This is a genomic window from Corynebacterium amycolatum, from assembly GCF_016889425.1.
GTDB lineage: Bacteria > Actinomycetota > Actinomycetes > Mycobacteriales > Mycobacteriaceae > Corynebacterium > Corynebacterium amycolatum.
The window spans coordinates 303,762-324,232 of record NZ_CP069513.1 but is presented as its reverse complement, the minus strand read 5'-3'; the positions used below and the strand labels follow the sequence as shown (position 1 = coordinate 324,232).

Genomic DNA, 20,471 nt, shown 5'->3' with positions numbered 1-20,471 from the left:
GCAGCACCGCAGGCCGCGCAGCCGGTACAGCCGGAGAATCAGGCAGCTAAGCGTGCGACAAAGCACGCCAAGACCACGGTTGTGCATCTCGTCCGCCACGGCGAGGTTTATAACCCGGATAAGATTCTCTACGGACGTCTGCCCGGCTGGCACCTGTCAGAGCGTGGTCAGCGCCAGGCAGCGGCCACGGCCTCGTCCTTCGAAGGCCACGACATCCGCTACTTCGCCTGCTCTCCACTGCAGCGCACGCAGGAAACATCACGGCCATTCACCGAGGTAATCGGCACGAAGCCAATCCTGGATGAAGATTTGCTAGAGGCGGGTAACTCCTTTGAGGGGTTGCACATCAAGGGCATTGACTCCGCACTGTGGAATCCGAAGTACTGGCCACGGCTGCGTCGTCCGAGCGTGCCCAGCTGGGGCGAGCCCTACGAGGAGATTGCGGACCGCATGTTCCATGCCATCGAGCGAGCCCGCGAGGCCGCCGAGGGAGCGGAAGCGGTGCTGGTGACCCACCAGCTGTGCATCATTGCCGCTCAGCGTCGTGCGCGGTACTTGAAGCTCGCGCACAACCCGGCAAACAGGCAGTGTGATCTGGCGAGCGTGACCTCCTTAATCTTCGTCGGAGACACCATTGTCGACGTGCGTTACAGTGAGCCGGCAAGTCACCTGTAAGGTGAATAAATAGTTTTGTTGAAGTTTCACTGACCCCGGAAGGTGGCACCCAGGTGGCCAAGGTCTCATCGTCCCGAATTGCAGCAACGCTGGTGGCAGCAACTCTGTCTCTGTCGCTCGCGGCATGTAACCCCGGAGAGTCGGTGGGACACGACGCCGTCGCCGTTGGCGGTCAGTTCGAGTTTGTTTCTCCGGGTGGTCAGCAAATCATTGACTACGCACCAGAGGAGCGCAAGCCGGTCGGCAATGTCTTCGGTCCTTCTCTCGAGGACGATGACAAGGAAATCTCTCTTGATGACTTCAAAGACCAGATTGTGGTTCTGAACGCCTGGGGCCAGTGGTGCGCACCGTGCCGCTCCGAGTCTGATGACCTGCAGTACGTTCAGGAACAGATGGAAGAGCAGGGAATCGGCACCGTCCTCGGCATTAACGTCCGCGACAACGTCCGCCAAGCTCCAATCGACTTTGTGAAGGACAACGGCATCACCTACCCGTCGATCTATGACCCGGCTTTCGTCAACGCCGGTGCACTCGGCGGCATCCCGGCGTCGGTGATTCCGACGACCATCATCCTGGACAAGCAGCACCGCCCGGCGAAGGTATTCCTCCGCGAGGTCGATCACACGATGCTGATGAAGGCTGTCGATGAAGTGAAGGCGGAGGGCTAGGCCCCGGCATGGGAACTTTTGCCATGGACACGATCTATTTTGCCGATGGCATCGGCCAGCAGTTCGCCGACGTCGCCACCGGCGGTCCCATTGTGTTGGGGCTGCTCGCCGCTGCACTGGCCGGTCTCGTCTCCTTCGCTAGCCCGTGCGTTATCCCGCTTGTGCCAGGTTATGTCTCCTATCTCACCGGTATTTCCGGAGCATCGGGGGCGCAGGGCAACGGCGTGACGACGGGAGTTGCGGACGCAACCTCCGTCGATAAGCATGACGGCGATGGAGGTCGTGGCCAGCGTTCCTCAACAGCCCGCGTCGGCCTGGCCGCGTTGCTGTTCGTGTTGGGTTTTACTGTCATTTTCGTGCTGGGGTCGGCCTCGATTTTCGGGCTCGTGTCCACGTTGCGTCTGCAGGCGCGCACGCTGACGATTGTCGGTGGCGTGGTGACCATCGTGATGGGGCTTGCCTTCATGGGCATGGTGCCAGCGCTGCAGAAAGACACCCGCATGGCGCCGAAGCGCTGGACCACCTGGCTGGGAGCGCCACTGCTCGGCGCGGTGTTCGCGCTGGGGTGGACGCCGTGTCTGGGCCCGACGCTGACTGCAATTATTTCGGTGTCCGCAGGTACACAGGGCATGACTGCGGCCAGGGGAGTGGCGCTGATTATCGCTTACTGCCTGGGGCTGGGGCTGCCGTTCATTTTGGTGGCGCTGGGGTCGGCACGTGCGATGCGGGGAGTGGACTTCCTGCGTAAGCACTCGCGAACCATTCAGCTCATCGGTGGTGTGGCGCTGGTGCTGGTCGGAATTGCCCTGGTCACGGGACTGTGGGATGTTTTTGTTGCCTGGGTTCAGGCCGCTTTTATTACTGATACGGTAACGCCAATTTAGTGAAAGATTTCTTCGATGTCGGTGAATTGGAATAAGGTACGACAGCCCTTCCAGCAGGTCTGGAACTGGTTGACCAGCATGCGCACGGCGCTGATTCTGCTGTTCATTCTCGCTTTCGCAGCGGTTCCGGGTGCCCTGTTGCCGCAGCGCTCGCTGAATAAGGACAAGGTCGACCAGTATCTTGCCGCCAACGGCAAGACCGCCGAGATCATGGATAAGCTGCAGCTTTTCGATGTCTTCTCGTCCGTCTGGTTCGTCGCCATCGTGGCATTGCTACTGATTTCCCTGGTCGGCTGCATTATTCCGCGCACCATCGACCACTACAAGGCCATGAAAACGCCGCCGGCTAGGGCGCCGAAACGGTTGGCGCGTCTTCCGCTTCACGACGAAGCCGTCGTCGATGCCCCCGCGGACGAAGTTTCTAAGCGGGTGCGTGAGCGCCTGAACAAGTGGGCATTGACCGAAACCCCAGCAGATGAAGACCGCGCCGGGGCACGCTCCTTTTCTGCAGAGAAGGGCTACCTGCGCGAGTTCGGCAACCTGGTATTCCACCTGGGCATTGCGCTGCTGATTATCATCGTCGGCTTGGGCCGCATGATTTATTACGAGGGCCAGGTCATTTTGCTGACCAACACCGGCACCGAAATTTCTGATGACAACGTCAACAGCGCGGTGGTCGTTCCGTTCTGTAACACCGCAGCGGCAAACTATGACTCGCTGCGCTCGGGCAACACCTTCGACGGTACGACTCTGAACCCGTTCTGTATTCAGGTGGAGGACTTTGCCGCCGATTACCTGCCGAACGGCCAGGCCAAGATGTTCACCTCGCACATCCGATTCGCAGAAGAAGAGGATATGCGTAAGCCTGTCGATGAGTGGGAGAAGACCACGCTGCAGGTCAACCACCCTCTGCGCATCGCCGGTGACCGCGTCTACCTGCAGGGGCACGGCTTTGCCCCGGCCTTTAAGGTGACCTGGCCGAATGGTGAGTCGCGTACGTCGATTGTCCAGTTCCGCCCGGATGACCCGACCTTCTTCCTATCCTCGGGTGCGCTGCGTTTCGACCCACCGGCGGGCATGTACCCGGACTTGTTCGAGCGCCGCCAGAACCAGATTGCAATCGAGGGCCTGTTCGCCCCGACCGCTGAGTTCACTGGCGAAAAGGGTGCCCTGCTGCAGTCCTCCTACCCGGCTATGCAAGACCCGGCGGTGGCTGTCGATATCTACCGTGGCGACGCGGGCCTGGACACTGGTCGCTCGCAGGGCCTGTTCTCCCTCGACCGCGACCTGATGCACTCGGGTCAGCTGGCTAAGGAAGCCCGCGTCAACCTCAAACAGGGCGAATCCACCGAGCTTGCCGACGGCACCAAGATTGAATTCCTCGGTGCGAAGGAATTCGTCAACTTGCAGGTTTCGCACGATCCCACGCAGTTCTGGGTGCTGGTGGCAACTGTGGCCGCACTGGCGGGCATGGTGATGTCGCTGGGTATTAAACGCCGGCGTGTTTGGGTGCGCATGTTCCCGCTGGAAGATGGCCGCACTCGCGTTGAGTTCGGTGGCCTGGCCCGCACTGACAAGGCCGGTTGGGGCGAGGAGTTCCAGTACATCGTTGACGACATCCTGGAACGTGACAGTGATGACGAGGATGCTGCCGACAACAATACTGCGACCAACGAGAGCGCGGACAACAAGGCCAAAAGCTAACTGACCACTAAGCCTGGTCCATCCCTGCCACAGGCTGAATGCGCGGAGGCGGAAAATGCGCCTCCGCGCAACTTTTTGCGTCCCCCGTGTCTCCGGTCCCCTTTTGCTTAGTCCCGCTTTAGTACTAGGGTTTGAAGAAGTATTCCGCTAATTCCACATTTTTGGAGCCAAGTACATGCTCGTCAATAAGACACTGGCGCAGTTTTCGGACTGGTCGTACTTCACGGCCTTCGCCTTTTATCTTGTGGCCTTTGTTGTATCCATTGCCTACTACAGCCGTCGTATCGCGACCGCTGAAGCTAAGAGCCAGGTTGCGGAGCGCGAGCTGGTAGCCGCCGGTGCTGGTGATGGAGCTACCACCGCTAGTGTCGCTGACTCGGGGGAGTCGGAGACGAAGGCGTCGGCAAGCGAGCCTAGGAACCAAGCGCTGACGAACCGACTCGGCGTTGTGACGGAAATGCTGATTTACGTCGGTGTAGCCGTGCACTTTGCATCGGTGCTATTGCGTGGCCTGGCCGTGCAGCGTTTCCCGTGGGGCAACCTCTACGAGTACGTATCAGTTTCAATCCTCTTTGCTATGGCAATTGCAGCTGGCGTACTGCATCGTGAGGCCATGCGCGTGTTCTGGCCGTGGATGCTGGCACCGATTCTGGCGCTGATGTTCTACGGGGGTAAGAACCTATATGTTGAGGCTGCTCCAGTGGTGCCGGCACTGCAGTCGATTTGGATTCCGATTCACGTCTCGATTATTTCTATCGGCTGCAGTATTGCACTGATTTCCGGTGTCGCGTCGATTCTCTACATGCTGCGGATGTACAACCGCAAGGACAACGAAAAGGGTTTCCTGGGCAAGCTGGTCGCGCCGCTGCCGGACGCGCAGAAGTTGGATGCAATTGCTTACCGCACCGCTATTTGGTCTTTCCCGTTGTTCGGTCTGGGCATTGTGCTGGGCGCTATTTGGGCGGAGTCCGCATGGGGCCGCTACTGGGGCTGGGATCCGAAGGAGACCACGGCTCTGATTACCTGGATTATCTACGCTCTGTACCTGCACGCTCGCGCGACCTCGGGTTGGCGTAATACCAAAGCCGCGTGGATTAATATCTTCGGTTTCGCGACCATGGTGTTCAACCTCTTCTTCATCAATATGGTGGTTTCGGGTCTGCACTCGTACGCTGGCCTGAACTAAGCTTTCATACTTGTACAAGCCGGTATCGCCGGGTGAACTAGAATCGCTTCCATGCGTGTTCTCGTCACCGGTGGTGCCGGCTTTATTGGTTCCAACTTTGTCCTCCGTACTCTGGCCACGCGGCCGGATGTGAATGTCACGGTGCTGGACGCTTTCACCTATGCCGCGAACCCTGCGAGCTTGGAAGGCGCGGACTGTGAAATCATCCGCGGCGATGTTCGTGACGCGGAGCTGATCGATCGCCTCGTGCCCCGCTTCGACGCCGTCGTCCACTTCGCCGCCGAGAGCCATAACGACAACTCGCTAGTGGATGCCGATCCCTTCGTCACCACCAACGTCATGGGCACTGTGAATCTGGCGAAGGCCTGCGCCACCCACGATGTTCGCCTCCACCACATCTCCACAGACGAGGTCTTTGGCGATCTCGCTCTCGACGACCCAGCACGCTTTACGACGGCCACCTCGTACAAACCCTCCAGCCCCTATTCGGCCTCCAAGGCGTCTGCGGACCACTTTGTCCGGGCTTGGGTACGTAGCTTTGGACTGGCTGCGACTATTAGTAACTGCTCGAATAATTACGGCCCGCGGCAGCATCCGGAGAAACTGATTCCTCGGCAGATTTGTGGTCTGCTGCGCGGTCGTAGCCCTCGCGTGTACGGCACCGGCGAGAATATTCGGGACTGGATTCACGTCGATGACCACAACGATGCGGTCTGGACAATCCTGGATTTCGGCGAGGTGGGGGAGACCTACCTCATCGGTGCCGATGGTGAGCGTTCCAACCTCGACGTGGTCGGAGACATCCTGGAGGGATTCGGGCGTGAGCGATCCGATTTCGTTCATGTCACTGACCGCCCGGGGCATGACCGTCGTTATGCGATTGATCCTGCATCCATCCGCAGCCTTGGCTGGCAGCCGCGCTACCAAGACTTTTCCGCAGGCCTCGCCGAGACCATCGACTGGTATCGCGCCAACGAGTCCTGGTGGGCTGCGGCCTATGATGCCGCTGAGGCTGGCTACGCTGAGCGCGAGCAGGAGTTGTAGTTCTGATTGGGCTGGTTTGGGTTGGTTGGGTTGGTTTGGGTTGGTTGGGCTCTGCCTAGCCAGCACCCCGGTTACTTGGTGCACCCCGGTTACTTGGTACGCCCCATGCGTCACTTCAGCCACGCCTGCAATATAGTTCCCATGCGCACCAGGTAAAGGGCTCAAAACAGGCCCAAAATACCCAGACTCGCATGTTTGGTGGCATTTTCGGGCTTTTGGGTGAATCTGACCTGGGAGTTTCTAATCTGAAGCCCACCAAACATGCGAGTCTGCGTCAAAACACCCCTTGTGAATGTCGTTAAACGTTGTTTTCGTATTCAGGATTAACAAATAAGCCTCAAATTCGGGCCATTTTCCCTAAGGTCTCGACTTGTGTGGGCTTCAGATTAGAAACTCCCAGGTCAAGAAGTGTGGATTCACTTAAAAGGGCACACAAATCGAGACCTTAGGGCAACAACCCCCGCATGAATGCCGTTAAGCGCTAATTTCGGCTCGGCGACTACCCAGCTCACACCCAACCCACCACCAGCCCGAACCCGTCCCTCGCGTCTACACTTGTTACCCATGAGCCCTGAGAGCACATTCCAGCCCACTTCCATCGACGGCGTTTTCACCTTCGAGCCGGTCATCCACGGCGACAGCCGCGGTAGTTTCCACGAGTGGTATCGCCTCGACGCATTCGCCGAGGCCACGGGCTACCCGTTCTTTCCGGAGCAGGCCAACATGAGTGTCTCCGCGGCGGGCGTTGTCCGTGGCCTTCACTTCGCCGACGTCAGCACCGCGCCAGATGGTCATCCCGGCCAGGCGAAGCTGGTCACCTGTCCCGCGGGCCATATCCTCGACATCGCGGTTGACCTGCGTCGCGGCTCTGACGCATTCGGCAAGGTTGAGGTCTTCGAGCTCGACAGCAAGACCCGCCGAGTGGTCTATCTGCCCAACGGCATCGGACATGGTTTCGTCTCGCTTGCCGACGACTCCGTGCTCACCTACCTCACTTCCACCGGCTACAATCCGGAGGCTGAACGCGCTGTTAGCATCCAGGACCCGACGCTGGGAATCGACTTGGCCGCGTTGCTGGCCAAGGGTGGTCTCACCGAAGCGGACATGATTCTCTCCGAGCGCGATCAGAAGGCCCCGACGATCGAGCAGTTCGAGGCGCAGGGCAATAAGCTCCCCAGTGAGTTTGACTGCAAGGACCTCGAAAACATGGCTCGCGACGAGTGGGCAATCGCCAACGAAGCGGCCGGGCAGTAAGGCAGAAAGGCGCGAGCACTATGAAGGGCATCATCCTCGCAGGTGGCACGGGCTCTCGGCTGTTTCCAATCACGCTTGGTGTCAGCAAGCAGCTGGTTCCCGTCTATGACAAGCCCATGATCTACTACCCGCTGAGCACGCTGATGCTCGCGGGAATCAGGGACATCCTCGTCATCACCACGCCACATGATGCCCCGCAGTTTGAGCGCCTACTTGACGACGGCTCGCAGTGGGGTCTCAACCTCACCTTTGCCACCCAAGACGAGCCCCGTGGTCTCGCGGAAGCATTCATCATCGGTGCTGACCACATCGGCGATGATTCCGTTGCGCTCATCCTCGGCGACAACATCTTCTACGGCGCCGGCCTGGGCACACAGCTGCGCCGCTTCCATGACGTCGATGGCGGAGCAATCTTCGCCTACTGGGTCGCAGATCCCACCGCCTATGGAGTCGTGGACTTCGACCAAAGCGGCAAGGCCGTGGCGATTCAGGAGAAGCCGAAGAAACCACGCAGCCACTTCGCGGTGCCTGGATTGTACTTTTATGACGCCGATGTTGTTGAAATAGCTCGCTCGCTGCAACCGTCGTCACGCGGCGAATTGGAAATCACGGATGTTAACCGCGCCTACTTGGAGCGTGGAAAACTGCAGGTAGAGGTGCTGCCGCGCGGCACGGCGTGGCTGGATACCGGCACGGTGGACAATCTGATGGCCGCGGGCGATTTCGTGCGCACGATTGAGCAGCGCCAGGGGCTAAAGATTGGCTCGCCGGAAGAGGTGGCTTGGCGCATGGGATTCATCGACGATGCAGCGCTTAGCGCGCGTGCCGACGCCCTCAGCGCCAGCGGCTACGGGGAGTACCTGCAGCAGTTGTTGCTGCGAGGCAAAGACGTTTAGTCGGTTTCGCCGGGATTGTCTGGGCTATCGGGCCTATTTGGTTTATCTCCCTGGTTATCCCGGTCACGAGTCTCGCGTTCGCGCCGTTCCTGTAGCTCTTGCTCACGCTTGCGGCGATCGAATTCGGCCTTCTTGAGCTTCCAGAGGAACTCCGGATCATCGTCGGGAGCAAGCGGGCGGGGCTCCGGTTGCGGAGCAGAAATACGACGCATGCCGTTGCCACGACTGCCAGGGCCAAATGCCTTCCACAGCATGACTACGACAAGGACGATGAACAGCAGCAGAATGAGCCGACCCATGTAATAGCTAACCTCCTGGATTTACCGACTAGAATACGCAACGAGTCCCGTAGTGCCCACGAGGGGTATCGCAACGCAAGGCGGTACGGCGTACAGAGTTCGTTAGGGCACAAAGGAACGTTGGACACGAACAGCCATGGGGCGCTAACAACGTCGGGCGCAGCACAGGCGTAATACGTAGAGGTGAGGGTGTAATGACCAATCCAGCAGAGCAGGACAAGTTGGCTTCTGACGCTCAGACGCCAGTAGCTCCGGTGACCAAGAATGCTGGTCGCGGCAATGCCATGAAGGGACTGTTCTGGTACGGCCTTGCGCGTCTGCTGCTGTTCCTGGTGCTGTTCTTCATCCTGCTCGCGATTATCTACCTTGTTGGCGTGCGGATTCCGGCCGCAATTACGGCTGTGTTTGCACTAATTATTGCGATGCCACTGTCGGTGTTTGTGTTCCCGAAGCTGCGCGTTCAGGCCAATGAGTCGGTTGCCGTGTGGTCGGAGAACCGCCGTGCGCACAAAGAATACATTGCGCAGCAGATTAAGGACCGCGAGGAAAATTAGCGCTCCGCTCTAGCTTCTTTTCTGAACTTTCTCCAGCACCCGCTCGATTGCCTGGTTCACCACATCCGGAGCCTCCAGCGGCAACATGTGGCCGGCCCCGTCGACTTCAACTAGCTCGGCGTCCGGCCACTTTTCCATAATTAGGTCTGCTTGCTTGCGGGGAGTGACATCGTCCTTCGTGCCCACCAGTACCGCTCCCGGCAGACCCTCTAAGTGAGGTCCGGCCGCGAACTCGTCATGGTCCTGCAGGTCGTCGAGGTATCCCACGAAAGTTTCCAGCGGTGTTTCATTAATCATGGCCGCGTGGAACTCGATGATCTCGTAGTCCGTGCGCCGGGCGAACACCGCAACTGCCAACGACGGCGCCATCAGTGACGCGATTGCCTCGCGGAACTTGCGGATCTCCTTCGGCGAGGACTCAATCGCATTGCGCGCCGCATCCGCCACCGGGGACGCGAGAATCTGCGGTACCCCCTGGGCGGCAAGCTTGTCGATAGACGTGGAAATCAGCACTACGCCTGCGATCCGACGGCGAATACTTTCCTCGGCAGCGCGCACCATGTGCAGTGCGATCAAACCGCCCAGTGAATGCCCAACCACGATGAGTTTTCCGGTCCCGGCGCGCTCTGCAATCACGGCCAGCGCATCGGTCGCAGCACCTTCGACCGTGCAGAGTGAAGCCGGAACCGCGCCGGTCTGGCCGTGGCCGCGTAGATCCATGGTGAGCAGGCGTGCTTCCGGGTGTGACTTCCGCAGTGCGTTGAACTGTTGGTACCAGGACTCGCCAGCCAGGGTGAAGCCGTGGATAAAGACGATGGTCACAGGTTCTTTGGCGGGCTCGCCTGGTTCAACCTCGTACCAGTGCACCGGAATATCGGTGGTGACAGCATCCGGTTTGTCGCTGGCCTTTCGCTCGTCATCCTTGGCCGCAATGTCGGCTGTGACCGGTGTGGTCTTGATATGTACTACGCCGGTGGCCGTAAGATCAGTCAGGCCTGGTTCACGGGTCTGTGAATGCAGCGCGCCGTGCTCCAGTGCCAGTCGCCGACGCCCCGAACTGGTCAAACGCAGAGCAGCGCTGCGGACGAAAGCTGGAGCCTTGGCTGCTGTGTCACCTACTCGGGTTGCGGCCTTCTGGACGTCGTCAAGCGTCTTGTGCGTCAGTGCGCGGAAGTCCATCGGTACCCCTTAGCTGAGTGCGAGTGCGAGTGCCGTGATGACGGACCAGGCAAGCATCATCTTGCCGGTAAGCCCCAGTACCGGGATGAGCTCCTTGCCCTTCTTATGCATGCGGATTGGCTCGGAGGCCCTCACCCACAGCGGCACGATGAGCAGACCCACCAGCGCCCATGGGTGCCAGAAAGCGATAAAGATACTGGCCAGGGCAGGCATGATGGAGAGAATCTGCCAGACGATGCGGGTGCGGAAGTCGCCCAGGCGAACTGCCAGGGTGATCTTGCCGGTGGCAGCGTCGGTGGGAATATCGCGCAAGTTGTTCGCCAGGTTTACGGCAGAGGACACCGAACCGATACCGATTGCGCAGGCCAGGCCGACCCAGGACAGGGAGCCGGTCTGGGTGAACTCCGTACCGAGCACCGCGACGAGACCGAAGAAGACGAAGACCGAGACCTCGCCAAGTCCGCGATAACCGTAGGGGTTTTTACCGCCGGTGTAGAACCACGCCGCCGCAATGCACAGCGCGCCGACCAGAATGAGCCACCACGCGCTCATCAGAGACAGCGCTACACCGGCAAGACCCGCGACACCAAAGGCGCCGAACGCCGCGTACTTCACAACCTTCGGCTCCACCAGCCCAGAACCAGTCAGGCGCAGCGGGCCCGAGCGGTCATCGTCAGTACCGCGGATGCCATCGGAGTAGTCGTTGGCGAAGTTCACGCCCACAATCAGCGCCCACGCGACAACCAGCGCGAGCACCGCACGTCCCCAGATAATCGGCGCGTGCGTCGATGCCGCTCCGACACCGACGATGACCGGCGCAAACGCATTCGCCCAGGTATGGGGGCGCGCGCCTTCCAGCCAATCGCTTAACGACGCCGTTGCAGGACTCTTTGGTGCTTCAGACATGAATTAATAATAGGACGTGACACCAAATGCCTTGAACTAATGCGGGTTCGAGTGGCTTAAAGGCTGGAGGACACAAGTCCAAAGGCTAAAAGAGCGCCGCGACTTTCTTCCGGTCGACCTTGCCCGGCCCAATTAGCGGTAGGGCCTCCACGCGACGCAGGTCCTTGGGAATCATCCAGTGATTGATTCGCCCGGCGTCTTCAGCATCGCCGAGCCCGTCCATGACATCACCGAGCTCAGCGGTGCCTTCATACGCTGCGACGATAGCGTGGCCGAGCCGTGGGTGTGGCACGCCCACCACACAAGCTCCCGTAACTCCATCGATGGCGAGCAGTTCACGCTCGAGGACTTCGGGGTGCAGTTTCAGCCCGCCGGAGTCGATGATGGTGTCCAGACGTCCCGTGATGACGAGCCGGCCATCGCGGATCTCGCCCGCATCGGAGGTGGCGAACCAACCTGGTTTATGGAAATCCTCGTGACCGGGCGCATTGCGGTAACCGTGTGCAATCATCGGCCCGCCCAGCCAGACGCGACCATTTTCGATGGCGACCTGTGCGCCTTCAATAGGCTGCCCGTCATAGACGCAGCCGCCGGCTGTCTCGGAGGAGCCATAGGTGGTCACGACGTTAATGCCGAGCTCTTCCGCACGTGCTGCCACCTGCGGGTTCAAGGCCGCGCCGCCGACGAGGATGGCGTCGAAGAGGCGCAGGGCTGCCACGCCAAAGGGTTCTTCCATGGCCTTCGCCAGCTGCATGGGAGCTAGCGAAGTGTAGGCGCGGTCGCCGGCACCGGCACCAGTGAGGGCCTCGGCACCGTCAGCGAATGCGGCTACATCAAAACCATCGGTCACATCCACACACACCGGATCCGTGCCCGCGAGCAGCGAACGGATGAGAACCTGCAGGCCAGCGATATGGTAGGCCGGCATCGCCAGCAGCCACTGTCCTTCACCACCGAGCCACTGATGTGTAGCGGTAGCAGAGGAGACCAAGTTATCCACCGTCAGCTGTGCACCCTTCGGTGTGCCGGTGGAACCGGAGGTGCCGACAACAAGTGCGATGGACTCATCAATTGGCTCACCTGCGCGTTGCGAGTTCCGCAAGATTGAGGCTCGCGTGCCGTCGTGAAGCGGAACGGGGAGCAAAGAGACCTCGCCGTCCAGCGCGGCACGGAGGTCGGGCAGGATATCGGTCGAGTCGTGGGGATTGACGGAAAGCAGGCTGAGCGTACGCACAATCCAAACCATAGCCCGTGTTGTGCCGTAGTTTCTGGTGACGAGGCGTGTGAAACGTGAGTGTGGCGGTGGTGACGGGCGGAACAATCGTCGCCGCGGACGCGTTGCGCAGAGCATAGGAAGTCATAGATAGAAAGGCATCGAAGATGGGTTGGTTTTTTGGTAGGTCGGCGGAGCTTGTGCCGGAAGGTGAGGCGCTAAAGGGCGGCTCGCACCCGGTGCTGGAGAATCCGAAGCCGCATGCGGTGCTCGGCACGCCTATTACCGGCCCATGGGAGGATGGCCAGGAGGTTGTCTACATCGGTATCGGCTGCTACTGGGGTGCTGAGAAGCTGTTTTGGGAAACCCCGGGCGTGCTCAGTACGTCGGTCGGGTTCGCCGGTGGCGTGACGCCAAATCCCACTTACCGAGAGTCCTGCACCGGTCGGACCAACCACACTGAGATTGTGGAGGTTGTCTACGACCCGGAGCAGATTAGCTTCGACCAGCTGATCGCGAAGGCCTTCGAGGCCCACGATCCCACTCAGGGCTACCGTCAGGGTAATGATGTCGGCACGCAGTACCGTTCCGCGATTTACACGACGACGCCCGAGCAGGCGCGCCGGGCGCAGGAAATCTCCGATGCGTACGCGCCGAAGCTTGCCGATGCTGGCCTGGGGCCCATTACCACGGAGATTAAGCCACTCGCGGAGACTCCGGCAGGGGAGTACTACCGAGCCGAGGACGAGCACCAGCAGTACTTGTTTAAGAATCCGAACGGCTACTGCCCGGTGCATTCAACCGGCGTGGCCTGCGGGATTTAAAGGCGAAATTTCGTAGAACGCTTAATCGCGATTAGTAAAACTCACTGAGAAAAGTAAGGTGGTTATATCAATCAGATAGTTGAATAGGAGTGAACCCTTGTGGTGAAGCAAGTACTGCGCGTTGCATTTGCTTTTGTCGGCGTAGTCGTCGGCGCGGGCTTTGCGACGGGTCAGGAAATCATGCAATACTTCGTCGCCTTTGGCATCAATGGTGTCTGGGGTGCCGTTCTCTCAGCGGTGATTATGAGCCTGATGGCGATGATCATTTTGCAGCTGGGAAGCTATTTCCAGGCCAGCGAGCACGGCGAAGTTTTCCGACGCGTATCGCATCCCATCTTTTCGCGCGTACTGGACATCGGCGTGATTATCACGCTCTTCGCCACGGGGTTCGTCATGTTCGCCGGTGCGGGTGCCAACATGGAGCAGCAGTGGGGCATCCCCGTGTGGATTGGTGCCGTGATTATGATGCTGGTGACCATCGCGGCTGGTTTCCTCGACGTCGATCGCGTGACCACCGTGATTGGTTCGATTACGCCGTTTATCGTCGGTTTTATCCTGCTGGCCAGTATTTATACGCTGGCGTTTACCGATGCCACCCCAGCCGCGGAGCAGGCAGCTGCCGTTGCGGAAGTCCCGACCACTCTGCCGAACTGGGTTGTCGCCGCGGTGAACTACGTGGGCTTTAACCTGATGGTTGCGGTCTCCATGGCGATTGTTATTGGCGGCAGCCTGTTCAACCCCCGCGCTGCAGGAGCCGGTGGCTTTGTCGGCGGTTTGGTGTACTCCGCAATGCTGCTGATTACCACCATCACGCTGTTCCACACCGTTGGTACTGTCGCAACCGATGCCGTGCCGATGCTCACCGTTATTAACCGCTTGCACCCGTGGCTGGGCCAGGCCATGGCCGTGGTAATCCTTGGCATGATCTTCAACACGGCACTTGGCATGTTCTACGCACTGGGGCGTCGCGTCACCGCAAATCACCCGGAAAAATTCAAGATTGTCTACGTTGCTCTGGTCCTGCTCGGTTTCGCCTTGAGCTTTATGGGCTTCCAGAACCTAATCGGTTGGGTCTACCCAATCCTGGGCTACATCGGTCTTTTGCTCATTACCGTCATGCTCGTTGCTTGGCTGCGCGGTCGTGAGCGTATCAGCGAAGAGACTTCCCGCCGTAAGCGCATCTTCCGCCTTGTTCGCCGTGGTCGGAAGAAGGAAGCTCGCAAGGAAATCGAAGACTCCAACCTCAGCGTCGAAGAGGTCCGTGAGGCTATCGAGGAGTAGGCGGGCTGGCGCGTGGCTGCAGTCAGCGTCGCTGTCAGCTCAGGAATCGGATGGCTTTCAGCGACGTTGCCCGCGCCCAGGCCACGAATGCCCCGGTCACAATGGTGGATACGAGAACCATCAACGGCCACCGCTCGGGGTAATCACGGACCACCCAGGTCCATCCCCATTCCGAGGTCCACCACAGCGGTGAAGCACTGAGGACATCACCGCCAACCAGCACCGCCCAACCGCCGAGCGCGACCGAGGCAAAAATCGCCGCTGCCACACTTCGACGCGCAATCAATCCGGTCACGGCCACAATCATTGCGGCCACAAGAGGCGCGATGACCGCCTGGTACGGCCAAGGGTTGATGTCGGTCTCGCTGCTGGCTTCGCCGCCCGCGCCACTGATAATCACCGCAACCACGAGCACCGGTACGAGAAACGCCATATCCAAGGCAAACAGCCGGAGCGTGATGCTCCCCCGCGAGCGTCGATACATCAGCGCTGGCCAGGCATCAGCTTGCGAGGTCCACGTCATGATGGCGACCACGGTTGCGGCCGTCGGCACGCAGACGAAACTCAGCAACCCCATCGCATACTCCGGGTTCCACACCACACGCACGACCGCAAGCCCGGCAAGCATCAGCGCTGCGAGGCTCCACCAGGTGCGCCAGGGCAGGGTCGCGCTCATGCCATGGCTTAACGACGAAGTGCTGCGTTCCCGGCCCGTCGGCAAGCTGAGAGATTTTCCGTGCGCAGCCAATGCGATGACAAAGAAGCCTAGCCCGAGGAGTAAATGCAGCAGCGCGGGCGGCAGGATGGCAATGTCCCAGATTTCGCTGTCTGCGGGAGCCGTGATGGAATTAGCCTGCACTCCGTGGATAGGTAACGTTGGGCGGATTGCCCAGGTCCACGGGAGAACTTGCCAGTTTGGGCTCATGGCATCCAGTGTTCCTGCGATGGCCCAAGCGATGGCAGCGAGCGGAGCAAGGAAGAGAGCTGCGCGTGGCACAAGGCGCCATAGGGCAAGGCCGAATGCCCAGAACACGAAGAATGACAACGTGTTGAAGATCGTGAATTGCAATGCGGTGCTCACGCTCCGGGCAAGGAGAGTGGCCATCAGTGCGTGGCCGAGGGCCGTGGAGGCGATGACAGTGGCTGCGCGTGCCAGGAGTACCCGAATGCTCGAAATATTGCGCCAGATTAGGCCACCTTGGCGGAGCTTTTCTTCACGTTTTTGGCCAATGACGGACGTAATAGCAGCCAGGGGAGGGAGCAGGATAAGCGAGTAGATGTGGGCGCTCGCCATGGCGGTGGCATCAACGCCTGTAGAAAAGACCATGCTGACCAGAGCGATTGCCACCATGATGATGGGCAGGAACATGGTGAGCGACCACTTCGCCCGCAGTAGTTCGGCGCGGAAGTAGTGTCGCGTAGGAACAGCGCGCGTGTTAAAAGTGCGTGTGTGCGGTTGAGCGCTCATCGGGCAACACCTACTGCGGCAAAGAAAGCCTGCTCGAGGGATTGACCAGCAGCCGCAAAGTCCGTCAGCGGGCCTTCGTAGACCAGCCGGCCACCAGCGAGAACTCCCAGGTGGTCAACACTCTTTTCGACCTCACCGAGCTGATGCGAAGACACCACAACTGCTTTGCCGCTATCGGCGAGATTCCGCAACAAGGTACGCAGGCTCACGATAGCTTCGGGGTCGAGGCCGTTAGTGGGTTCGTCGAGAAGCACAATGTCGGGGTCGGTGAGCAGCGCCATCGCCAGTGAGAGACGAACCTTCATGCCCGTTGAGAAAGCGCGGACACGCTTGTTACCAGCATGAAGCCCGACCAAGTTGAGGACTTCGGCGATACGGCTCCTGTCCGTGCCGGTCAAGTGTGCGTGCACTTTGAGGTTGTCGGTGGCCGAGAGTTGCGGGTAGAACGCCGGGCCATTGATAGAGGCGCCGATGTGGTCTAGGTCGGCAATGGACCACGGGCGTCCCGCAATACTGATTTCACCGGAGTAGGGAACAAGGCCAAGCACAGTACTCATCAGCGTGGACTTACCTGCGCCGTTGAGTCCCAATAGTCCGTAGACCTCACCGGCGCGAACGCTCATGTCGAGACCGTTCAGGACCGGTTCGTTCTTGCCGTAGGCGACGGTGATGTCGCGCAGTTGGAGGAGAGGAGCAGCGGCATCTGCGGAAGGGCCTGGGGTAGGAGTTGGTGCGTTCATGCCTTAAGTAATAGGAGTGCTTGGAGCGGTTCGCGCCCTCCCTGAGGATGAGTTGGTGGAAATATCCTCCCCAGGGAGGAGGCGCTAGCGAGGGTGACGGCACCAGCGAGGAGAATCTAAAGCATCCCGTTTTTCGCAGCCCAAATGACAAGATTCACGCGACTGCGTGAGCCCGTTTTTGTTAGTAGCGCTTTCACATGGGTTTTCACGGTCGTCGTGGCGACCACCAACCTGCGAGCGATCTCATCATTGGAAAGCCCCTGGCAGACGAGGTCCAAAATCTCCTGTTCTCGGGGTGTGAACTGGGTTTCTGCGTCAGTGGGGTCTGAGCCATCGCCATGTGTCGAGGAAGCGCTTGCTGACTGCTCGAAGTGGGTTGTGCGCGGTGAAACGTGTCGCAACACCATTGGCGTCACCTTCGGATCGATGACTCCTTCACCGCGGTGGATACGCATGATGGCCGAAAGTAACTCACGGGGATCGGAGTCTTTGAGTAAAAAGCCTGCGGCTCCAGCCTCTAAAGCGCCAAGTACGAGGGATTCTTCGCGGAAGGTGGTCAGTACCAGGACTTTCGGAGCGGATGCGTGGGTCGCGCCTCCGGACGATGCCCCTCGCACGATTTGCCGCGTGGCCTCGATACCGTCCATCACTGGCATACGAATGTCCATGACGACCACATCTGCGCCGGAGGCAAGACGCACAGCCTCAGCACCGTCGCCCACGGCGCCAATGACTTTCATCTGCGGGTGGGCATCAATAAGCTGCGCAAAAGACTGCCGAATCAGCGCTTGATCTTCAGCGACTAAAACTCGAATTACACCCATTGCTCGTCTTTCTATGCAGTGTCAATAGTTAGACCTGCTTTGGCCAAAGCACTTATAGCTGAATGCTGACGCGGAACATACCGTCGCTTTCACCATAAGTCATCTCGCCACCGAGCTGCGCCACGCGTTCATCCAGACCAATCAGGCCAGCACCAGCTCGCTTCCTGTGTGCCAAGGCGTCGCTCACAGCCCGATTTGCGGTCACCAAATGAACCCGCGCCGGGCTGATATCGGCATCGGCAGATGGGGCAATAGGCGACTCAGTAGGCGATTCAATCGTCAACGTGAACTGACCAGCGCCCGATGAGTGCTTGGCCATATTCGCGGCCAACTCCGTCACTGCCCGCACCAGAGTCAAACGCTTCGCGAGTGGCCAATCCGCCAGCGCCTCATAAGACTCCGGCAGAGTCACCGAAACATCGCGACCCGGCGGACAAACAGCCGCAACCAGACGTGGAATCTCATTCGGGTCAGCGCTAATCTCGCCGCCTTCACGTAGTGCATCGACAAGCGCATGCACATCTCGCAACGATTGTTCTGCGGTCTCGGCAATACCTTCCAGCGTGGTCTTTTCAGCAGCGCGTTCCGCTCGTGAGTCATTCATCTCCGCCAGGTACAGTGCGGTTTGGGCCTGAACTTTAATAGAGGTGAGTCCGTGACCCACGACATCGTGAAGCTCCCGGGACAACTCCAACTTGTTGAGCGCCACGACGTTCTCCAACTCCGCGGCATGTTCCTCGGCGTTGATGCGCAGCCACAGCGGCACTGCGTACGCGCTCGCCGTGATGAGCACCGCGGGCAGACCGAAGACCAACAGCCGTTCCGGAGTAAAACCGAAGGCTGGAACCGCTGGGTTGAGGAAACTGCCAATCAACCCTAAAAAGAGCCCAACTATGCCCCAGGTGCGATTCTGTTCCCACCTGGTCACAGCCCATAACGATAATGGGGCGGCAACAATAATAGGGTCTACCCCAAGGTTCACCGGGGATAGCCACACCAGCAAGGCGAGGCCCGCTAGGGCACTGTATGTAACCACAAACGATGCGCGCACTGCTTTACGACGAAACGCTGCGGCGCCGGCAATCATCGCGGACAGAACCAGATTGGTGACATAAGTGAAGCTCGGGCCATAAGTAAATAGCGGCGTCGTGCTCAACCAACAGCACAGCAGGAAAGCAGCCGCAATAGCGAGATCGGCAGCTGGGAACGAGCCGACGAAGTAACGCACCCGGCTGTGCCAGTCGAGTGGGGCAGGAGTCTGCGCGGTGGCAGACTGCGCGGGTGTAGGAGCAATGGTGCGCTGCATGTGTCTAGGCTAGCGGTCGGTGACTTGCGCGGTTTAGTGTGAGTTTTCCACTTGCCGAAAAGTGATATTGATGCGGCCCTCTTTAAGCCCGCACCCCTCCGGCAAAGTGTCCGGACGAGTCTTGGGCACACCATGAAACGCAAGCCGCTTGGGACCACCAAACACAATCACATCCCCGCTGGCGAGAGTCACGTCATCCCAGGGTTTGTTGCGGTTTTCAGTCCCGCCAATGCGGAACAGGGCCTCGTCACCGATAGAGAGCGACACAATTGGGGCAGGGGAGTTTTCGTTGCGATCCTGGTGCATCCCCATGGTGGCCCCGGGTGGGTAGTAGTTGACCAACGCCATGTCGGGCCGAAAAGTGGCAGGCCACTGGCTGAGGGATTCGTCGTAAAGCGCGGCGGCACGAAGTGCTTCGGTGGCGAGCTGCAGCAGATTGTCAGGCACAGGCGGGACGCGAACGCCGCCTGCGTGCGTGACGTAGCGGTACGGATTCGTGGCCCACATGCGCCCCAGATGCAGCATGAAGACCTGCATCTGACCACTTTTGAGCTGCGGGCGAGTCATGGCCAGGGGAGTGCCGGCAACGTCGCGGGCGATGTCGCGGAGTTGCGTGATGATGCCGGCCTGCCGCTCCAATGGAAGCCACCCCGGAAGATGAACAACTCCCGGCGTGATGCGGGCATCGTCGCGCGGGAGCTGATCGAAGAGCATAGGTCTAGTTTGCCTCTTAACCCGCGATGATTGCGTTAACCGGGCGGGACAGGAACTGCGGACCAATCTTGCCCAGGTAGCGCAGGATAAAGTCCGCTGCCGACACCGAGTAGAAGTGCCGCTGGCGCTCAATGAAGTTCTGCGGATGCGTTGCCTTCCACACGGCATCTGCGACCTGATCCGGCGTGATGCGCACGCCAAGACGGCGGGTCGAACCAGCGGAAACGTCCGCCAGCTTGGTCTTCGCCCACAGCGGCATGATGGCGACGACGCGGATCTTGTCCTTGCGCCATTCCAAATCCAGAGCTTGCGTTAGACCCGAGACGTAGAACTTCGACGCAGAGTACGGCGCGATGTGCGGCTGACCGTAGATACCCGAAGCCGAACCCATGTTGACCAGGTGAGACCCCTTGGTGCGCTTCAGGTACGGATGCGCCGCCTTCGCACCCAGCGTCAGGCCGGTGCAGTTGATGTCCACCTGCGCGTGAATAATCTCCGGCGACTGGTCAGTGATATCGCCATCGCCGATGATGCCCGCGTTATTGTCCAGCACCGTCAGCTTGCCGCCGGTGTGGGAGGTGAAGTCCGCAAGCGCGTCCTCCCACTGCTTAAAGTCCGTCACGTCCAGCTTGCCGACGATTACCTCCGGGCGCTCAGCCTTAAGCTTCGCCAGGGCATCCTCGTTGATGTCGTAGACGCCTACGGTCCAGCCCGCGGCCAGGAACTTCTCGGCCACCGCGCGGCCAATGCCCTGCGCGCCGCCGGAGATGAAAATGGACGGGGAATCAGAAGTAGCCATAGCGCCTCAATCCTGTCTTTTCCTGCTGTTTTTATAAGTGGATAAATGTTATT

21 protein-coding genes are annotated in these 20,471 nt (G+C 59.6%); 11 read left to right on the top strand and 10 right to left on the bottom strand.

Going from position 1 to position 20,471, the window contains the following annotated elements; all coding sequences use genetic code 11:
* Positions 1-81 precede the first annotated feature (81 nt).
* From I6J19_RS01500 to rfbA, 8 genes are all read left to right on the top strand, one after another.
* The gene (locus I6J19_RS01500) at positions 82-675 is read left to right on the top strand and encodes a histidine phosphatase family protein (protein WP_038629326.1); all 594 of its coding nucleotides are present in this window, start codon (positions 82-84) and stop codon (positions 673-675) included.
* Between the two features lie 53 nt (positions 676-728).
* A complete protein-coding gene (locus I6J19_RS01495) occupies positions 729-1,343 on the top strand; it encodes a TlpA disulfide reductase family protein (protein WP_038627561.1) in 615 nt (204 codons plus the stop codon).
* Between the two features lie 23 nt (positions 1,344-1,366).
* Entirely contained in the window at positions 1,367-2,227 is an 861-nt protein-coding gene (locus tag I6J19_RS01490) for a cytochrome c biogenesis CcdA family protein (RefSeq protein WP_038629328.1), read from the top strand.
* A 15-nt stretch (positions 2,228-2,242) separates the two neighbouring features.
* Positions 2,243-3,931 (top strand): cytochrome c biogenesis protein ResB, encoded by a 1,689-nt coding sequence (resB, locus tag I6J19_RS01485; RefSeq protein ID WP_038627563.1) that lies wholly within the window; start codon positions 2,243-2,245, stop codon positions 3,929-3,931.
* Positions 3,932-4,106: 175 nt separating this feature from the next.
* Positions 4,107-5,117 carry a c-type cytochrome biogenesis protein CcsB gene (gene ccsB, locus I6J19_RS01480; protein WP_038627565.1) on the top strand — a complete coding sequence of 337 codons (1,011 nt, stop codon included), beginning with the start codon at positions 4,107-4,109 and terminating at the stop codon, positions 5,115-5,117.
* 51 nt (positions 5,118-5,168) lie between these two features.
* Positions 5,169-6,161, top strand: a complete 993-nt coding sequence (rfbB, locus tag I6J19_RS01475) for a dTDP-glucose 4,6-dehydratase (RefSeq protein ID WP_038627567.1) — start codon at positions 5,169-5,171, stop codon at positions 6,159-6,161.
* A gap of 564 nt (positions 6,162-6,725) precedes the next feature.
* Positions 6,726-7,415: a dTDP-4-dehydrorhamnose 3,5-epimerase family protein gene (locus I6J19_RS01470; RefSeq protein ID WP_038627569.1), complete on the top strand. Its 690-nt coding sequence runs from the start codon at positions 6,726-6,728 to the stop codon at positions 7,413-7,415.
* Between the two features lie 20 nt (positions 7,416-7,435).
* The gene (rfbA, locus tag I6J19_RS01465; protein WP_038627571.1) at positions 7,436-8,311 is read left to right on the top strand and encodes a glucose-1-phosphate thymidylyltransferase RfbA; all 876 of its coding nucleotides are present in this window, start codon (positions 7,436-7,438) and stop codon (positions 8,309-8,311) included.
* On the opposite strand, the gene I6J19_RS01460 is transcribed toward rfbA, so the two are convergent.
* Complete coding sequence (locus tag I6J19_RS01460; protein WP_038627573.1) at positions 8,308-8,610, bottom strand: hypothetical protein; 303 nt, start codon at positions 8,608-8,610, stop codon at positions 8,308-8,310. The genes rfbA and I6J19_RS01460 overlap by 4 nt on opposite strands.
* A 194-nt stretch (positions 8,611-8,804) precedes the next feature.
* On the opposite strand from I6J19_RS01460, the gene I6J19_RS01455 reads away from it, so the two are divergent.
* The gene (locus I6J19_RS01455; protein ID WP_038627574.1) at positions 8,805-9,164 is read left to right on the top strand and encodes a DUF4229 domain-containing protein; all 360 of its coding nucleotides are present in this window, start codon (positions 8,805-8,807) and stop codon (positions 9,162-9,164) included.
* Between the two features lie 9 nt (positions 9,165-9,173).
* On the opposite strand, the gene I6J19_RS01450 is transcribed toward I6J19_RS01455, so the two are convergent.
* The 3 genes from I6J19_RS01450 to menE all read right to left on the bottom strand — a co-directional run bounded on the left by I6J19_RS01450 (position 9,174) and on the right by menE (position 12,495).
* Positions 9,174-10,343 (bottom strand): alpha/beta fold hydrolase, encoded by a 1,170-nt coding sequence (locus tag I6J19_RS01450; protein ID WP_052155575.1) that lies wholly within the window; start codon positions 10,341-10,343, stop codon positions 9,174-9,176.
* A 9-nt stretch (positions 10,344-10,352) separates the two neighbouring features.
* Positions 10,353-11,249 carry a 1,4-dihydroxy-2-naphthoate polyprenyltransferase gene (locus tag I6J19_RS01445; protein ID WP_038627576.1) on the bottom strand — a complete coding sequence of 299 codons (897 nt, stop codon included), beginning with the start codon at positions 11,247-11,249 and terminating at the stop codon, positions 10,353-10,355.
* 85 nt (positions 11,250-11,334) lie between these two features.
* Positions 11,335-12,495, bottom strand: a complete 1,161-nt coding sequence (gene menE, locus I6J19_RS01440; RefSeq protein WP_070431977.1) for an o-succinylbenzoate--CoA ligase — start codon at positions 12,493-12,495, stop codon at positions 11,335-11,337.
* 134 nt (positions 12,496-12,629) lie between these two features.
* Here menE and msrA point away from each other — a divergent pair, with 134 nt between their 5' ends.
* Positions 12,630-13,286, top strand: a complete 657-nt coding sequence (msrA, locus tag I6J19_RS01435; RefSeq protein ID WP_038627581.1) for a peptide-methionine (S)-S-oxide reductase MsrA — start codon at positions 12,630-12,632, stop codon at positions 13,284-13,286.
* A gap of 99 nt (positions 13,287-13,385) precedes the next feature.
* Positions 13,386-14,567, top strand: coding sequence for a YkvI family membrane protein (locus tag I6J19_RS01430; protein WP_038627584.1), 1,182 nt, complete (start codon positions 13,386-13,388; stop codon positions 14,565-14,567).
* Between the two features lie 34 nt (positions 14,568-14,601).
* Here I6J19_RS01430 and I6J19_RS01425 read toward each other — a convergent pair whose 3' ends face one another.
* From I6J19_RS01425 to I6J19_RS01400, 6 genes are all read right to left on the bottom strand, one after another.
* Positions 14,602-16,035, bottom strand: coding sequence for an ABC-2 family transporter permease (locus I6J19_RS01425; protein WP_038627586.1), 1,434 nt, complete (start codon positions 16,033-16,035; stop codon positions 14,602-14,604).
* Entirely contained in the window at positions 16,032-16,775 is a 744-nt protein-coding gene (locus I6J19_RS01420) for an ABC transporter ATP-binding protein (RefSeq protein ID WP_038627588.1), read from the bottom strand. The genes I6J19_RS01425 and I6J19_RS01420 overlap by 4 nt, the downstream gene beginning before the upstream one ends.
* A 116-nt stretch (positions 16,776-16,891) precedes the next feature.
* On the bottom strand, positions 16,892-17,599 hold the full coding sequence (locus tag I6J19_RS01415; protein ID WP_038627590.1) for a response regulator: 708 nt from the start codon (positions 17,597-17,599) through the stop codon (positions 16,892-16,894).
* Positions 17,600-17,651: 52 nt separating this feature from the next.
* Entirely contained in the window at positions 17,652-18,905 is a 1,254-nt protein-coding gene (locus I6J19_RS01410; protein WP_222867120.1) for a sensor histidine kinase, read from the bottom strand.
* Positions 18,906-18,938: 33 nt separating this feature from the next.
* Entirely contained in the window at positions 18,939-19,619 is a 681-nt protein-coding gene (locus I6J19_RS01405) for an alpha-ketoglutarate-dependent dioxygenase AlkB family protein (RefSeq protein ID WP_038627592.1), read from the bottom strand.
* 16 nt (positions 19,620-19,635) lie between these two features.
* Positions 19,636-20,418: an SDR family oxidoreductase gene (locus I6J19_RS01400; RefSeq protein WP_038627594.1), complete on the bottom strand. Its 783-nt coding sequence runs from the start codon at positions 20,416-20,418 to the stop codon at positions 19,636-19,638.
* Between the last annotated feature and the right edge of the window lie 53 nt (positions 20,419-20,471).

Excerpts from the sequence above, each read along its gene's own strand:
- I6J19_RS01490 (WP_038629328.1), top strand. The coding sequence starts at position 1,367 with ATGGACACGATCTATTTTGCCGATGGCATCGGCCAGCAGTTCGCCGAC.
- resB (WP_038627563.1), top strand. The coding sequence starts at position 2,243 with ATGTCGGTGAATTGGAATAAGGTACGACAGCCCTTCCAGCAGGTCTGG.
- ccsB (WP_038627565.1), top strand. The coding sequence starts at position 4,107 with ATGCTCGTCAATAAGACACTGGCGCAGTTTTCGGACTGGTCGTACTTC.
- rfbB (WP_038627567.1), top strand. The coding sequence starts at position 5,169 with ATGCGTGTTCTCGTCACCGGTGGTGCCGGCTTTATTGGTTCCAACTTT.
- I6J19_RS01470 (WP_038627569.1), top strand. The coding sequence starts at position 6,726 with ATGAGCCCTGAGAGCACATTCCAGCCCACTTCCATCGACGGCGTTTTC.
- rfbA (WP_038627571.1), top strand. The coding sequence starts at position 7,436 with ATGAAGGGCATCATCCTCGCAGGTGGCACGGGCTCTCGGCTGTTTCCA.
- I6J19_RS01460 (WP_038627573.1), bottom strand. The coding sequence starts at position 8,610 with ATGGGTCGGCTCATTCTGCTGCTGTTCATCGTCCTTGTCGTAGTCATG.
- I6J19_RS01455 (WP_038627574.1), top strand. The coding sequence starts at position 8,805 with ATGACCAATCCAGCAGAGCAGGACAAGTTGGCTTCTGACGCTCAGACG.
- I6J19_RS01450 (WP_052155575.1), bottom strand. The coding sequence starts at position 10,343 with ATGGACTTCCGCGCACTGACGCACAAGACGCTTGACGACGTCCAGAAG.
- I6J19_RS01445 (WP_038627576.1), bottom strand. The coding sequence starts at position 11,249 with ATGTCTGAAGCACCAAAGAGTCCTGCAACGGCGTCGTTAAGCGATTGG.
- menE (WP_070431977.1), bottom strand. The coding sequence starts at position 12,495 with ATGGTTTGGATTGTGCGTACGCTCAGCCTGCTTTCCGTCAATCCCCAC.
- msrA (WP_038627581.1), top strand. The coding sequence starts at position 12,630 with ATGGGTTGGTTTTTTGGTAGGTCGGCGGAGCTTGTGCCGGAAGGTGAG.
- I6J19_RS01425 (WP_038627586.1), bottom strand. The coding sequence starts at position 16,035 with ATGAGCGCTCAACCGCACACACGCACTTTTAACACGCGCGCTGTTCCT.
- I6J19_RS01420 (WP_038627588.1), bottom strand. The coding sequence starts at position 16,775 with ATGAACGCACCAACTCCTACCCCAGGCCCTTCCGCAGATGCCGCTGCT.
- I6J19_RS01415 (WP_038627590.1), bottom strand. The coding sequence starts at position 17,599 with ATGGGTGTAATTCGAGTTTTAGTCGCTGAAGATCAAGCGCTGATTCGG.
- I6J19_RS01410 (WP_222867120.1), bottom strand. The coding sequence starts at position 18,905 with ATGCAGCGCACCATTGCTCCTACACCCGCGCAGTCTGCCACCGCGCAG.
- I6J19_RS01405 (WP_038627592.1), bottom strand. The coding sequence starts at position 19,619 with ATGCTCTTCGATCAGCTCCCGCGCGACGATGCCCGCATCACGCCGGGA.
- I6J19_RS01400 (WP_038627594.1), bottom strand. The coding sequence starts at position 20,418 with ATGGCTACTTCTGATTCCCCGTCCATTTTCATCTCCGGCGGCGCGCAG.